Origin of the sequence: Geobacillus zalihae, from assembly GCF_030414215.1 — a bacterium.
GTDB classification, from domain to species: domain Bacteria; phylum Bacillota; class Bacilli; order Bacillales; family Anoxybacillaceae; genus Geobacillus; species Geobacillus zalihae.
Genome location: NZ_CP129217.1, coordinates 2510152 through 2523641, shown reverse-complemented (window position 1 = coordinate 2523641; position 13490 = coordinate 2510152). Strand labels below are relative to the sequence as shown.

Genomic DNA, 13490 nt, shown 5'->3' with positions numbered 1-13490 from the left:
TGTTTCCTGCGGCGCCGCCGGCTGAAAGGAGGAGGACCGATGGCCGTTTCAGCGTATTTTCATATTCCATTTTGCGCCCATATTTGCCATTATTGCGATTTTAACAAAGTATTCGCCGCCGGCCAGCCGATTGACGACTATTTGCGGGCGATGGACAAAGAAATGGCGTGGACGGCGGCGGAATTTGGCAGCCAACTCAAGACGCTGTTTATCGGCGGCGGTACGCCGACGGTGCTTGAGCCGACGCAGCTCGGCTGTTTGCTTGCGAGCATCCACCGCCATTTTCAGTTTGACCCACAAACGGCCGAATTTACCGTCGAAGCCAACCCGGACGGCTTGACGAAAGAAAAGCTCGCTATTTTGCGCGATGCCGGAGTGAATCGGCTGAGCCTGGGGGTGCAGACATTTGACGATCAGCTTCTGCAAACGATCGGCCGCACGCACCGGCGAGGCGACGTCATACGGGCTGTAGCGTTGGCCAGAGAAGTCGGGTTTCAGAACATCAGCATTGATGTCATGTACGGTTTGCCGGGGCAGACGCTTGAGCAGTTTACGGCCGATTTAGAAGCGGCGTTTTCGCTTCATGTGCCGCATCTTTCTGCTTATTCCCTCATTTTGGAGCCAAGGACGATTTTTTATAACGAATGGCGGAAAGGGCGGCTCCGTCTACCGGGCGAAGAGATGGAAGCCGAGATGTACGAAGCGGCGATGGAGCAGATGGCTGCCGCTGGCTATCGGCAATACGAAATCAGCAACTATGCTTTGCCGGGATTTGAAAGCCGGCACAACTTGACGTACTGGAACAATGAGGAGTACTACGGCATCGGCGCTGGGGCGCACAGCTATATCGATGGGGTGCGGCGGGCGAATATCGGCCCCATCCGGCATTACATCAGCGCGATCGAACGCGGCCAATGGCCGCACCGCGATGTGCGCCGCTTGACCGTTCGCGAGCAGATGGAAGAGGAAATGTTTTTAGGGCTGCGCAAGACGGAAGGGGTGTCCAAAGTCTGCTTTCGGCAAAAGTTCGGCCGCGACCTCCATGACATATTTGGCGCGGCGATCCGCCGGGAAATCGAAAACGGACGCCTCGAGGAAACGGAGACTCACATCCGCTTGACAAAACGGGGCAAGCTGCTCGGCAATGAAGTGTTTGCCGCGTTCCTTTGCGAAATGTAAACATTGACATTTGCCGGGCGATTTGCTACCCTAGTAGTAGATTTAGCACTCGAATTGTTCGAGTGCTAACAGAGGTGAGACACGTGCTAACGGACCGCCAACTGCTGATTTTGCAGGTGATTATCGACGATTTCATTCGTTCTGGGCAGCCGGTCGGTTCGCGGACGTTATCGAAAAAGCATCAAATCGCGTTCAGCTCGGCGACGATCCGCAATGAGATGGCGGATTTGGAGGAGCTCGGCTATATTGAAAAAACGCACATTTCTTCCGGCCGTGTGCCGTCGGAAAAAGGGTACCGCTACTACGTCGACCATTTGCTGCCGCCGCAGCGGCTGACAAGGGCGGACATTCAAAAAATCCGCTCTGTGTTTGCTGAGCGCATCTATGAGCTGGAAAAACTGATGCAAAAGTCAGCGCAAATTTTATCCGAGCTGACGAACTATACATCCATTGCGCTCGGGCCGACGTTTAAAGAAAGCAAACTGAAGCGGATGCAAATCGTTCCGCTCAACGAGCAGACAGCTGTCGCCATCGTCGTGACGGACACCGGCCATGTTGAAAACCGGGTCGTGACGATTCCGTCATCAATGGACGCAGGCGACCTCGAAAAAATGGTCAACATTTTCAACGAGCGGCTCGCCGGCGTTCCGCTCATGGATTTGAAAGAAAAAATGGAGACGGAAGTGGCCGACGTAATGCGCCGGCACATCCGCAACTACGACAGCGTGCTCAATACGCTCATGGAGACGCTCGATGCCCCTGAAGAAGAAAAAGTGTTTTTCGCTGGCAAGGCGAATATGCTCAACCAGCCGGAGTTCAGCGACATCCAAAAAGTGCGCCCGCTTCTGGACATCATTGAGCAGGAAAAAGACATTTATCGCCTGCTCCGCAAGCAAACCCAAAAAGGAGTGCGGGTTTCGATCGGGCATGAAAACGAACTGCGCGGCATGGAAAACTGCAGCTTGATTACAGCGACCTATTCGGTCGGCGATGAGCCGCTCGGGGCGATCGCGATTCTTGGTCCAACGCGCATGGAATACTCGCGCGTCATCACGGTCTTAAACCGTGTCGCTTCCGATTTGTCGGCCGCGCTCGCGAAATGGTATCAAAGTCAATAAGAATGGCCATATTGGATAACGGATGGATCGCGCATCCATCCTTTCCTTGTGGCCATTGATACATAAAAGGGAAGAGCCCCGGCAGGGAGGTGAAAGCGATGGAGCAAGGAGAAAAACAAGTGATGGAACAAGCTACATACGATGAGCCGGAGCGGGAGCAACCGATCGAGGAAAAAGCCGCCCCGCAGCCCGAGGGGGAATCAGGCGGCGTTCCGCTTGAAGAGGCCGGTGGGGAGGAAGCGGCGGAGCCGGCGGAAAAAGCGCCAACGGCCGAGGAGTTGGCGGCGGCCAAGGCGCAGATCGCCGAATTGAAAGCGAAGCTTTCAGAGATGGAACACCGGTATCTCCGCCTGTACGCCGATTTTGAAAACTTCCGCCGCCGGACGCGCCAGGAGATGGAAGCGGCTGAAAAATACCGCGCCCAAAGCTTGGCGAGCGATTTGCTTCCGGTGCTTGACAACTTTGAACGCGCGTTGAAAATAGAGACGGACAACGAACAGGCGAAATCGATTTTGCAAGGGATGGAAATGGTGTACCGGTCGCTTGTTGACGCCTTGAAGAAAGAAGGCGTCGAGGCGATCGAGGCGGTCGGAAAGCCGTTTGACCCTTATTTGCACCAAGCCGTCATGCAGGCGGAAGCGGAAGGCTATGAGCCGAACACGGTTGTTGAGGAGCTGCAAAAAGGTTATAAGCTGAAAGACCGCGTGCTGCGGCCCGCCATGGTCAAAGTAAGCCAATAAACGGAAACGGAGGGTGATCAGTGATGAGCAAAATTATCGGCATCGACTTAGGAACGACGAACTCTTGCGTCGCCGTGTTAGAAGGCGGCGAAGTGAAAGTCATTCCGAATCCGGAAGGAAACCGCACGACCCCGTCGGTCGTCGCGTTTAAAAACGGCGAACGCCTAGTCGGCGAAGTCGCCAAACGGCAAGCGATCACGAACCCGAACACGATCATCTCGATCAAGCGCCATATGGGGACGGATTACAAAGTCGAAATCGAAGGGAAGCAATATACGCCGCAAGAAATTTCGGCGATCATTTTGCAATACTTGAAGTCGTACGCCGAAGACTATTTGGGCGAGCCGGTGACGCGTGCGGTCATCACGGTGCCGGCGTATTTCAACGACGCCCAGCGCCAAGCGACGAAAGACGCCGGCCGCATCGCCGGCCTCGAAGTCGAGCGCATCATCAACGAGCCGACGGCCGCGGCGCTTGCTTACGGCCTTGATAAAGAAGAAGACCAAACGATTCTCGTCTATGACTTAGGCGGCGGGACGTTTGACGTCTCGATTTTGGAGCTTGGCGACGGCGTGTTTGAAGTGAAGGCGACGGCCGGCGACAACCATTTGGGCGGCGACGACTTCGACCAAGTGATCATCGATTATTTGGTCAATCAGTTCAAGCAAGAGCACGGCATCGATTTGTCGAAAGACAAAATGGCGCTCCAACGCTTGAAAGATGCCGCGGAAAAAGCGAAAAAAGAGCTGTCCGGCGTCACGCAGACACAAATCTCGCTTCCGTTTATCAGCGCCAATGAAAACGGTCCGCTCCATTTGGAAATGACGTTGACAAGAGCGAAATTTGAAGAGTTGTCCGCCCACCTCGTCGAGCGGACGATGGGGCCGGTCCGCCAGGCGCTTCAAGACGCCGGCTTGACGCCAGCCGATATTGATAAAGTCATTTTGGTCGGCGGTTCGACGCGCATTCCAGCTGTCCAAGAAGCGATCAAGCGCGAGCTTGGCAAAGAGCCGCACAAAGGCGTCAACCCGGACGAAGTCGTTGCCATCGGTGCGGCGATCCAGGGCGGGGTGATCGCCGGCGAAGTGAAAGATGTCGTCCTGCTTGACGTGACCCCGCTTTCGCTTGGCATTGAAACGATGGGCGGCGTATTTACGAAACTGATCGAACGGAACACGACGATCCCGACAAGCAAATCGCAAGTGTTCACAACGGCGGCTGACAATCAAACGACGGTCGACATTCACGTCTTGCAAGGAGAGCGCCCGATGGCGGCGGACAACAAATCGCTCGGCCGCTTTCAGCTGACCGGCATTCCGCCGGCGCCGCGCGGCGTGCCGCAAATTGAAGTGACGTTTGATATTGACGCCAACGGCATCGTTCACGTGCGCGCCAAAGATTTAGGAACGAACAAAGAGCAGTCGATTACGATCAAATCGTCGTCCGGCCTGTCGGAAGAAGAAATTCAGCGCATGATTAAAGAAGCGGAAGAAAACGCCGAAGCCGACCGTAAGCGGAAAGAAGCCGCCGAGTTGCGCAACGAAGCCGACCAGCTCATTTTCATGACCGACAAAACGTTAAAAGAAGTCGAAGGAAAAGTGAGCGCCGATGAGATCAAGAAGGCGCAGGATGCGAAAGAGGCGTTGAAAGCGGCGCTCGAGAAAAACGACATCGACGACATCCGCAAGAAAAAAGACGCGCTGCAAGAAGCGGTGCAGCAGCTGTCGATCAAGCTGTATGAACAAGCAGCGAAACAGGCGCAAAGTGCAGGATCGCAAGGCGGCGCTGCCAATCATAAAGACAACGTGGTGGACGCCGAGTTTGAAGAAGTGAACGACGATAAATAATGCAACCGAAAGTCAAAGTCAGGCCTGCCTTGGCTTTGACTTTTTTTCTAGCATTGACATATTGCCTTGCCGCAGAGGGAAATGATAAAATTAAATTTATGTGAGTGAATCGGGAGTGGATGATCAACGATGGCGAAGCGCGATTATTACGAGATTCTCGGCGTCAGCAAAAACGCGACGAAAGACGAGATCAAAAAAGCGTATCGAAAGCTTTCGAAGCAGTATCATCCAGATGTGAACAAAGCCCCGGACGCCGCGGAGAAGTTTAAGGAAATTAAAGAGGCGTACGAAGTGTTAAGCGATGATGAAAAGCGGGCCCGCTACGACCGCTTCGGCCATGCCGACCCGAACGAAACGTTTGGCGGCGGCGGATTCCAAGGCGGAGGGTTTGATTTCGGCGGCTTTAGCGGCTTTGGCGGTTTTGAAGATATTTTTGAAACGTTTTTCGGCGCCGGTCCGCGCAGGCGGACGAGCGGTCCGCGCAAAGGCGCGGATGTCGAGTATATGATGACGCTTACGTTTGAAGAAGCGGCGTTCGGAAAAGAAACGGAAATTGAAATTCCGCGGGAAGAGACGTGCGACACGTGCCAGGGCAGCGGAGCGAAACCGGGCACAAGCCCGACGTCTTGTCCGCATTGCCACGGCAGCGGGCAAGTGACAAGCGAACAAGCGACGCCATTTGGCCGCATCGTCAACCGCCGGACATGTCCCGTCTGCGGCGGCACGGGCCGGTACATTCCGGAGAAATGCCCAACGTGCGGCGGCACGGGACGCGTCAAACGGCGGAAAAAAATTCACGTCAAAATTCCAGCCGGCGTCGACGACGGCCAGCAGCTGCGCGTCGCCGGCCAAGGGGAGCCAGGGGTCAATGGCGGGCCGCCGGGCGATTTGTACATCATCTTCCGAGTCGAACCACATGAGTTTTTCAAACGCGACGGCGACGATATTTATTGCGAAGTGCCGTTGTCGTTCGCCCAGGCGGCGCTCGGCGATGAGATCGAAGTGCCGACGCTCCATGGCCATGTAAAGCTGAAAATCCCGGCCGGCACGCAAACGGGCACGCGCTTCCGCTTGAAGGGAAAAGGGGTGCCGAACGTGCGCGGCTACGGCCAAGGCGATCAGCACGTCATTGTCCGCGTTGTGACGCCGACGAAGCTGACCGAAAAGCAAAAGCAGCTGTTGCGCGAGTTTGATCGGCTCGGCGGAGACACGATGCACGACGGGCCGCACGGCCGTTTTTTTGAGAAAGTCAAAAAGGCGTTTAAAGGAGAAGCGTAAGCGCGATGAAATGGTCAGAAATCAGCATTCATACGACGCATGAGGCGGTCGAGGCGATTTCGAACATTTTGCATGAAGCGGGCGCCGGCGGTGTCGTCATCGAAGACCCATACGATTTGGTCAAAGAACGGGACGACTGGTACGGCGAGATCGTCGAGCTCAACCCGGACGACTATCCGGAAGAAGGGGTGATCATTAAGGCATATTTGCCGGTCAACAGTTTTCTTGGCGAAACGGTCGAACAAATTAAGCAGGCGATTAACAATTTATGGATGTATGATATCGACCTTGGCAAAAATAAAATTACATTGAGCGAAGTAAATGAAGAGGAATGGGCAACGGCGTGGAAAAAGCATTATCACCCGGTGAAAGTGTCCGAAAAGTTTACGATCGTGCCGACGTGGGAAACGTACGAGCCGGCGTCTCGTGATGAGCTGATCATCGAAATGGATCCGGGCATGGCGTTTGGGACCGGCACGCACCCGACAACGGTCATGTGTCTGCAGGCGCTTGAAAAGTACGTGCGCCCCGGCGATCATGTCATTGACGTCGGCACCGGCTCCGGCATTTTAAGCATCGCCGCGGCGATGCTTGGCGCTCAGTCGGTGCGGGCGCTCGATTTGGACCCGGTGGCGGTCGACAGCGCGCGGCTGAACGTGAAGCTCAATAAGGTGCAGCATATCGTAACGGTCTCACAAAACAATTTGCTCGACCATATCGAGGAACCGGCTGATGTGATCGTCGCCAATATTTTAGCGGAAATCATTTTGCGCTTTACTGGTGACGCCTACCGGTTGTTAAAGCCAGGCGGCCGCTTCATCACGTCTGGCATCATTCAGGCGAAAAAGCAGGACGTCAAAGACGGGTTGCTTGCCGCCGGCTTTGCCATTGAGGAAATCAACGTGATGGAAGACTGGGTGGCGGTTGTCGCCATGAAACCGTAAGCAAAGAAGGGATGGCTGTGCAGCGCTATTTCGTTTCCGGCCAGGCGCAACAAGGCGGGATCGTCGCGATCAGTGGCGATGATGCCCATCATATCGCCCGCGTCATGCGCATGAAGCCGGGGGACGGGATCATTTGCGTCTTTCCAGACGGGCGCACGGCGGTGTGTGAAATTGAACAAATTGCCAATGAGCATGTGCAAGCCCGTATTGTACAATGGAAAGAGGAGCGAAGCGAGCTGCCGGTGCGCATCTACATCGCCCAAGGGCTGCCGAAAGGTGAAAAGTGGGAGCTCGTCATCCAAAAAGGAACAGAGCTCGGCGCCGCCGGCTTTCTTCCGTTCGAAGCCGCCCGGTCGGTCGTGAAATGGGACGCGAAAAAGGCGGAGAAAAAAGTCGAGCGATGGAAAAAAATCGCGAAAGAAGCGGCTGAGCAGGCTGAACGAACGGTGGTGCCGGACGTGCGGGCGCCGCTTTCGTTTGTTGAGCTCCTCGCCTTTGGCCAAACGGTCGATGTTCGGCTGTTTGCCTACGAAAAAGAGGCGCGAAACGCCCGGCATGCCGCGCTTCCGGCGCTTCTTTCCCGCCTCCGTCCGGGCGGCGCGTTGCTGGCTGTCTTCGGGCCGGAAGGCGGGTTCAGCCCGGAAGAAGCAGAACAGCTTCGGCAGCACGGTTTTTCGCCGTGCAGCCTTGGGCCGCGCATTTTGCGGACCGAAACAGCTCCGCTCTATTTGCTTTCCGCCGCCTCTTATGAATGGGAGCTGCGCGCGCCGAACGGCGAAGCGGAGCGCGCTTAGTGAGCAACATTGGCTGTTTCTTATAAAAGTTCGGTCCCGCTGATCCTTAAGCGGGGGGCAGAGTGAGGTGAACAAGATGCCGACAGTGGCTTTTCATACACTAGGCTGCAAAGTCAATCATTACGAAACCGAAGCGATTTGGCAGCTGTTTAAAAAAGCCGGCTACGAGCGAAAAGAGTTTGAAAGCCGTGCGGATGTGTATGTGATCAACACGTGCACGGTGACGAACACCGGCGATAAAAAGAGCCGTCAAGTCATCCGTCGTGCGGTGCGCCGCAATCCGGACGCCGTCGTCTGCGTGACCGGTTGCTATGCGCAAACATCGCCGGCTGAGGTCATGGCCATTCCGGGCGTTGATATTGTCATCGGCACGCAAGACCGGCATAAAATTTTAGAGTACATCGAGCAGTTCCAGCGTGAGCGCCAGCCGATCAACGCTGTTCACAACATTATGAAAACGCGCGTTTTTGAGGAGATGGATGTGCCGGAATTCACGGATCGGACGCGGGCGTCGCTTAAGATCCAAGAAGGGTGCAACAACTTCTGCACGTTTTGCATCATCCCGTGGGCGCGCGGCTTAATGCGCTCGCGCGATCCGCAGGAAATCATCCGCCAGGCGCGCCAGTTGGTTGCCGCCGGCTATAAAGAAATCGTTCTGACCGGCATTCATACAGGCGGCTATGGCACCGATCTGAAAGACTATAACTTTGCGTCCTTGTTGCGCGATTTAGACGAGCAAGTGCCGGGGCTCCGGCGGCTCCGCATTTCGTCGATTGAGGCGAGCCAAATCACCGATGAAGTGATTGATGTGCTGAAGCGGTCGGAGAAAATCGTCCGCCATTTGCACATTCCGCTCCAGTCTGGGTCGAATACGGTGCTCAAGCGGATGCGCCGCAAATATACGGTGGAATTTTACGCGGAGCGGCTCGCCCGGCTGCGCGAAGTGTTTCCAGAGCTGGCGGTGACTTCTGACGTCATCGTCGGCTTCCCAGGCGAGACGGAAGACGAATTTATGGAGACGTACAACTTTATTCGTGAACAACGGTTTTCCGAGCTGCATGTCTTTCCTTATTCGAAGCGGACCGGCACGCCGGCGGCGCGCATGCCGAACCAAATCGATGAAGAAACGAAGCATGACCGCGTCCGCCGCTTGATCGCTCTGTCCGATCAATTGGCGAAAGAGTACGCCTCCCGGTTTGAAGGGCAAGTGCTCGAGGTCATCCCGGAAGAGCGCGACAAAGAGCGGCCGGATTTGTACGTCGGCTATACAGACAACTATTTGAAAGTCCGCTTCCCGGCAACCGAGGAAATGGTCGGTGAACTTGTCAAAGTGAAGATTACGAAAGCCGGCTATCCGTACAATGAAGGAGAGTTCGTCCGCGTTGTGCCGGATGAAATGGCCCGTTCGGTCAAATGGAGCTCATAACCCAGCCTAGTTGCTGGGTTTTTTCTGTCTTTTTCCGGAGACAATACGGATGGCTAGTTTTTGTCGAGGGAGCATGGTATGATGGTAGACGTCAGACCTTCCATCTTGACGGAAATGGCAGAAAGGGGTTTCTCCGAATGACGATGAATATCGCGAAAATGATCGATCATACGCTGCTCAAACCGGAAGCGACAGAACAACAAATCGTGCAACTGTGCACGGCAGCAAAGCAATACGGCTTTGCTGCCGTGTGCGTCAACCCAACGTGGGTGAAAACGGCGGCGCGTGAACTTTCCGGCACCGATGTCCGCGTCTGCACGGTCATCGGCTTTCCACTTGGGGCGACGACGCCGGAAACAAAGGCGTTTGAAACAATGAACGCCATCGAAAACGGCGCCCGCGAAGTCGATATGGTGATCAACATCGGCGCGTTAAAAAGCGGGCAAGACGAGCTTGTCGAGCGCGACATTCGCGCGGTCGTCGAGGCGGCGGCTGGCAGGGCGCTTGTCAAAGTGATCATTGAAACGGCGCTTTTGACCGATGAGGAAAAAGTGCGCGCCTGCCAGCTTGCGGTGAAAGCCGGCGCTGATTATGTGAAAACGTCGACCGGGTTTTCCGGCGGAGGTGCGACGGTGGAGGATGTGGCGCTGATGCGGAAAACGGTCGGCGACAGAGCAGGTGTCAAAGCATCAGGCGGCGTTCGCGACCGGAAAACGGCAGAAGCGATGATCAACGCCGGCGCGACGCGCATCGGCACGAGCTCTGGAGTGGAGATCGTCACCGGCGGGACGGGCCGCGCTGACTACTAAGCTCGGTTTCGGTCATGCAAAAACAGAATGACCTTTTCGATGGCGCCGACAAATGGAAGAGCAGCCACTGAGCAAATGACGTTGAACAAGACGCTCACATGAGCGAGCTGCACATCAGGCGCTGGGCTGAGCCTGGCGGCAAAACTGGCGAGCGGCTCGGTCCAAAAGGCGAACAAAGCGGCGCCGACGACGTTCAGCCATAGATGGGTGTAGGCGGTCAGCTGGGCCTCTTTGCTGGAGCCGATCGAAGCCAAAAGCCCGGTGATGCACGTACCGATGTTGGCGCCAAGCAACAGAGCAATCGCCGCGGACAGCGTCAACAGCTGTTCGTTTAAAAATCCCATGGCGATGCCGATCGTTGCCGCGCTCGAATGAACGAGAGCGGTGAGGACGATGCCGACAAGAAGGCCGACAGCGACGGATCGGTTCGTTTCTTTCAGCCATGCATCAACGAACGGATAGGCGGCAAGCGGTTTAGCGAGGCTGCCAAAGCCGTCCATGGCAAACAGCACAGCGGCGAGGCCGACAGCGGTCATGCCGATGCCGAGAACAAGGCGATGGCGGCCGAAAAAAACAAGCAGCGCGCCGCTTATAAGAAGTGGGATGGCGCCATCGCCGATATCAAGCGTCATCAGCTCGGTCGTGACCGTCGAGCCGATGTTGCTGCCTAAAATGATGCCGATCGATTGGCGGAACGACAAGTAGCCGGCGGCGACAAGGCCGACCGTCATCACCATCACCGCTGAGCTGCTTTGCAGGAGAGCGGTCGTCGCCAAACCGGCGGCAAATCCTTGCAGCGGCGTGGCGGTAAAGCGCATGAGCCACCGTTTTAACCGATGGCCGGACAACGTGTAAAGCCCAGCTTTCATCATAAACATGCCAAGAAGAAACAAAGCGGTGTAAATGGCAAACAGCATCCAAAACGATCCCATGGGCGATCTCCCCTTTCACCCTATATGTATGGGCCTTGTCCGCGGGTGATGACCGTTTTTTCAGCGCGGGGAAGAGGTGGCCAGCAGGCTGCCGCTGCTTTTTTTATTGACCTTTTCTGTCAGCATGTATTATAATTGACAAGTACAATATGCAATGGTTGTTGTTCGGAGGGAGGGAAGCAGGATGTCCAAAACGATCGTTCGCAAAAATGAGTCGATCGACGACGCTCTTCGTCGCTTTAAGCGTGCCGTTTCGAAAACGGGCACTTTGCAAGAAGTGAGAAAGCGCGAATTTTATGAAAAGCCAAGCGTCAGACGGAAGAAAAAATCTGAGGCGGCTAGAAAGCGCAAGCACTAAGAGCATGCATTAAAGAGGGTGTATAATCGGTGAGTCTTCTCGATCGTTTGAATGACGATATGAAGCAGGCGATGAAAAACAAGGAGAAAGAAAAACTGTCTGTTCTCCGGATGCTGAAAGCGGCGCTGCAAAACGAAGCGATCAAGCTCGGCAAAAGCCCGCTCTCGGAAGACGAAGAGCTGACGGTTCTTTCTCGCGAACTGAAACAGCGTAAAGACTCCCTCCAAGAATTTGAAAACGCTGGCCGTTCAGATCTTGTCGAAAAAGTGAAAACCGAAATTGAAATTGTTCAATCGTATATGCCAACGCCGCTGACAGAGGACGAGCTGCGCGATTTGATCGAGCAGACGATCAAGGAAGTCGGCGCCTCTTCGAAAGCGGATATGGGAAAAGTGATGGGCGCGATCATGCCGAAAGTGAAAGGAAGAGCGGATGGTTCGCTCGTCAACAAACTTGTCCAACAACAGCTGTCATAAATGCAATGGGCCTTGCCGGCAGGCGGGCCCGTTGTTTTTGAAAAGCGGTGCTAGAACCCCCTTTTGTCTCATACATATGAGATGAAAGGGGGTTCTTTTTGATGGTGAAAAAATGGCGCCAGCAGATGAAGCGGTGGATGGCGGAAAAGCTTGAACTTCCCGCCGACATTATGATGGATCTGCCCCGCATTACGATGGTTGGGCACATACATATTTACATTGAAAACCACCGCGGGCTGCTCGCGTTCAGCGATAAAGAGCTCCGCCTTTTGCTGCGGAACGGACAGCTCGTTGTCCGCGGCGAACAGTTTGTGATTAAAACGATTTTGCCGGAAGAAATTTTGTTGGAAGGAAAAATCAGCCAAGTCGTTTATATAGATGAATAGCGAGGAGGAACGGAGATGAAAAACGAATGGGTCGACACGCTCGCCGGCAGCGTGCGGGTCAAAGCGAGAGGGAAAGGGATCGAACGGTTGATCAACGCCTGCGTCCGCCAAGGGATTGCCGTCTGGAACGTGAAAAAGCATAGCGCGGATACCGCGACGTTTTTCATTAAGCTCAGCGACGTGAAACGGCTGCGCCATGTCGCCCGGCAAAGCGAATGCAAACTTTCGTTTGTCGGGAGAACCGGGCTGCCGTTTTTTTGGCGGCGGGCCTGGCGGAACAGCGGGTTTTGGCTCGGCTTGCTCCTTTTTATCGCGATGGTGTTTTTGCTTTCGAACATCGTTTGGAAGATCGAAATCAAAGGGGCGGCTCCAGAGACGGAGCATCAAATCGCCCGCGAGTTGAAGCGAATGGGAGTCGAGCGCGGCGCATTTCAGTTTCTGCTTGATGACCCGGAGACGCTGCAAAAAAAGCTGACGGAACGCGTTCCGGACATCACGTGGGTCGGCGTTGAGTGGAAAGGGACGTCGCTTCACTTCCGCGTCGTTGAAAAAGAGATTCCGGAGCCGAAAAAACCGATTCCGCCGCGTCATCTCGTGGCAAAAAAAGAGGCGGTCATCGCTGATTTGTTCGTTGAAGAGGGACAACCGCTCGTTTCCGTCAACGACTATGTGCAAAAAGGCCAGCTGCTTGTTTCTGGCATTATCGGCGCTGAAGGGAGGACGAAGTTTGTGCCGGCGTCAGGGAAAGTGTTTGGTGAAACATGGTACAAGTCTACGGTCGTCCTGCCGCTCGAGACGACGTTTCATGTGTTGACCGGCAAGTTCACCGAACGGCATTATGTTGGGATCGGGCGCCTTTTGATTCCCGTTTGGGGATGGAAGAAGCCGGTGTTTGCCCATACCATCGTTGAGACAGAAAAACGGCCGTTTCGTTTTTGGAAATGGGACTTGCCGCTCTATTACGAGCGCATCACGATCCGCGAGGCGGAAGAAGTGAAGCGGCGCTACACGTGGGAAGAAGCGTTCGCGGAAGCGAAAGAGATCGCCCGCCGCGAGCTGCGGGCGAAATTGCCGGAGGAGGCGGCCATTCGCAGCGAAAAAGTTTTGCATCAGGCGAAAGAGAATGGTAAAGTAAGGGTAGAATTGCATTACGAAGTCATTGAAAATATTGCTGTACCACAACCCATCGTCCAAGGAGATTGA

The 13490-nt window shown here is 54.9% G+C and carries 14 protein-coding genes; 13 read left to right on the top strand and 1 reads right to left on the bottom strand.

Features of this window, described 5'->3' with window-relative positions; genetic code table 11:
• Positions 1–39 precede the first annotated feature (39 nt).
• The 9 genes from hemW to deoC all read left to right on the top strand — a co-directional run bounded on the left by hemW (position 40) and on the right by deoC (position 10135).
• Positions 40–1179, top strand: coding sequence for a radical SAM family heme chaperone HemW (gene hemW, locus QWV57_RS12780; RefSeq protein WP_015375442.1), 1140 nt, complete (start codon positions 40–42; stop codon positions 1177–1179).
• Between the two features lie 83 nt (positions 1180–1262).
• Positions 1263–2297 carry a heat-inducible transcriptional repressor HrcA gene (hrcA, locus tag QWV57_RS12775; RefSeq protein ID WP_033004709.1) on the top strand — a complete coding sequence of 345 codons (1035 nt, stop codon included), beginning with the start codon at positions 1263–1265 and terminating at the stop codon, positions 2295–2297.
• Between the two features lie 98 nt (positions 2298–2395).
• Positions 2396–3037 carry a nucleotide exchange factor GrpE gene (gene grpE / locus QWV57_RS12770; protein ID WP_015375440.1) on the top strand — a complete coding sequence of 214 codons (642 nt, stop codon included), beginning with the start codon at positions 2396–2398 and terminating at the stop codon, positions 3035–3037.
• Between the two features lie 23 nt (positions 3038–3060).
• On the top strand, positions 3061–4884 hold the full coding sequence (dnaK, locus tag QWV57_RS12765; protein ID WP_011231983.1) for a molecular chaperone DnaK: 1824 nt from the start codon (positions 3061–3063) through the stop codon (positions 4882–4884).
• A 129-nt stretch (positions 4885–5013) separates the two neighbouring features.
• Complete coding sequence (gene dnaJ / locus QWV57_RS12760) at positions 5014–6162, top strand: molecular chaperone DnaJ (RefSeq protein WP_020753793.1); 1149 nt, start codon at positions 5014–5016, stop codon at positions 6160–6162.
• Between the two features lie 5 nt (positions 6163–6167).
• Positions 6168–7106 carry a 50S ribosomal protein L11 methyltransferase gene (gene prmA, locus QWV57_RS12755; RefSeq protein ID WP_020753794.1) on the top strand — a complete coding sequence of 313 codons (939 nt, stop codon included), beginning with the start codon at positions 6168–6170 and terminating at the stop codon, positions 7104–7106.
• Positions 7107–7123: 17 nt separating this feature from the next.
• Positions 7124–7900 (top strand): 16S rRNA (uracil(1498)-N(3))-methyltransferase, encoded by a 777-nt coding sequence (locus QWV57_RS12750; RefSeq protein WP_015375438.1) that lies wholly within the window; start codon positions 7124–7126, stop codon positions 7898–7900.
• Positions 7901–7976: 76 nt separating this feature from the next.
• Positions 7977–9326 carry a tRNA (N(6)-L-threonylcarbamoyladenosine(37)-C(2))-methylthiotransferase MtaB gene (mtaB, locus tag QWV57_RS12745; protein WP_015375437.1) on the top strand — a complete coding sequence of 450 codons (1350 nt, stop codon included), beginning with the start codon at positions 7977–7979 and terminating at the stop codon, positions 9324–9326.
• A gap of 137 nt (positions 9327–9463) precedes the next feature.
• Entirely contained in the window at positions 9464–10135 is a 672-nt protein-coding gene (gene deoC / locus QWV57_RS12740; protein WP_015375436.1) for a deoxyribose-phosphate aldolase, read from the top strand.
• Here deoC and QWV57_RS12735 read toward each other — a convergent pair.
• Positions 10132–11067: a Na/Pi symporter gene (locus QWV57_RS12735; RefSeq protein ID WP_013524163.1), complete on the bottom strand. Its 936-nt coding sequence runs from the start codon at positions 11065–11067 to the stop codon at positions 10132–10134. The genes deoC and QWV57_RS12735 overlap by 4 nt on opposite strands.
• Positions 11068–11251: 184 nt before the next feature.
• Between QWV57_RS12735 and rpsU the strand changes: the two genes are divergently transcribed.
• The 4 genes from rpsU (at position 11252) to yqfD (ending at position 13490) form a co-directional block, all read left to right on the top strand.
• Complete coding sequence (gene rpsU / locus QWV57_RS12730) at positions 11252–11425, top strand: 30S ribosomal protein S21 (RefSeq protein ID WP_008879912.1); 174 nt, start codon at positions 11252–11254, stop codon at positions 11423–11425.
• A gap of 29 nt (positions 11426–11454) precedes the next feature.
• Positions 11455–11901, top strand: coding sequence for a GatB/YqeY domain-containing protein (locus QWV57_RS12725; RefSeq protein WP_013144708.1), 447 nt, complete (start codon positions 11455–11457; stop codon positions 11899–11901).
• Between the two features lie 101 nt (positions 11902–12002).
• Positions 12003–12287, top strand: a complete 285-nt coding sequence (yqfC, locus tag QWV57_RS12720) for a sporulation protein YqfC (RefSeq protein WP_013144709.1) — start codon at positions 12003–12005, stop codon at positions 12285–12287.
• Positions 12288–12302: 15 nt separating this feature from the next.
• Positions 12303–13490, top strand: a complete 1188-nt coding sequence (gene yqfD / locus QWV57_RS12715; RefSeq protein ID WP_015375434.1) for a sporulation protein YqfD — start codon at positions 12303–12305, stop codon at positions 13488–13490.

Coding starts and splice junctions, on each gene's coding strand:
- mtaB (WP_015375437.1), top strand. CDS start 7,977: ATGCCGACAGTGGCTTTTCATACACTAGGCTGCAAAGTCAATCATTAC.
- dnaK (WP_011231983.1), top strand. CDS start 3,061: ATGAGCAAAATTATCGGCATCGACTTAGGAACGACGAACTCTTGCGTC.
- hemW (WP_015375442.1), top strand. CDS start 40: ATGGCCGTTTCAGCGTATTTTCATATTCCATTTTGCGCCCATATTTGC.
- dnaJ (WP_020753793.1), top strand. CDS start 5,014: ATGGCGAAGCGCGATTATTACGAGATTCTCGGCGTCAGCAAAAACGCG.
- deoC (WP_015375436.1), top strand. CDS start 9,464: ATGACGATGAATATCGCGAAAATGATCGATCATACGCTGCTCAAACCG.
- yqfC (WP_013144709.1), top strand. CDS start 12,003: ATGGTGAAAAAATGGCGCCAGCAGATGAAGCGGTGGATGGCGGAAAAG.
- grpE (WP_015375440.1), top strand. CDS start 2,396: ATGGAGCAAGGAGAAAAACAAGTGATGGAACAAGCTACATACGATGAG.
- QWV57_RS12735 (WP_013524163.1), bottom strand. CDS start 11,067: ATGGGATCGTTTTGGATGCTGTTTGCCATTTACACCGCTTTGTTTCTT.
- yqfD (WP_015375434.1), top strand. CDS start 12,303: ATGAAAAACGAATGGGTCGACACGCTCGCCGGCAGCGTGCGGGTCAAA.
- prmA (WP_020753794.1), top strand. CDS start 6,168: ATGAAATGGTCAGAAATCAGCATTCATACGACGCATGAGGCGGTCGAG.
- rpsU (WP_008879912.1), top strand. CDS start 11,252: ATGTCCAAAACGATCGTTCGCAAAAATGAGTCGATCGACGACGCTCTT.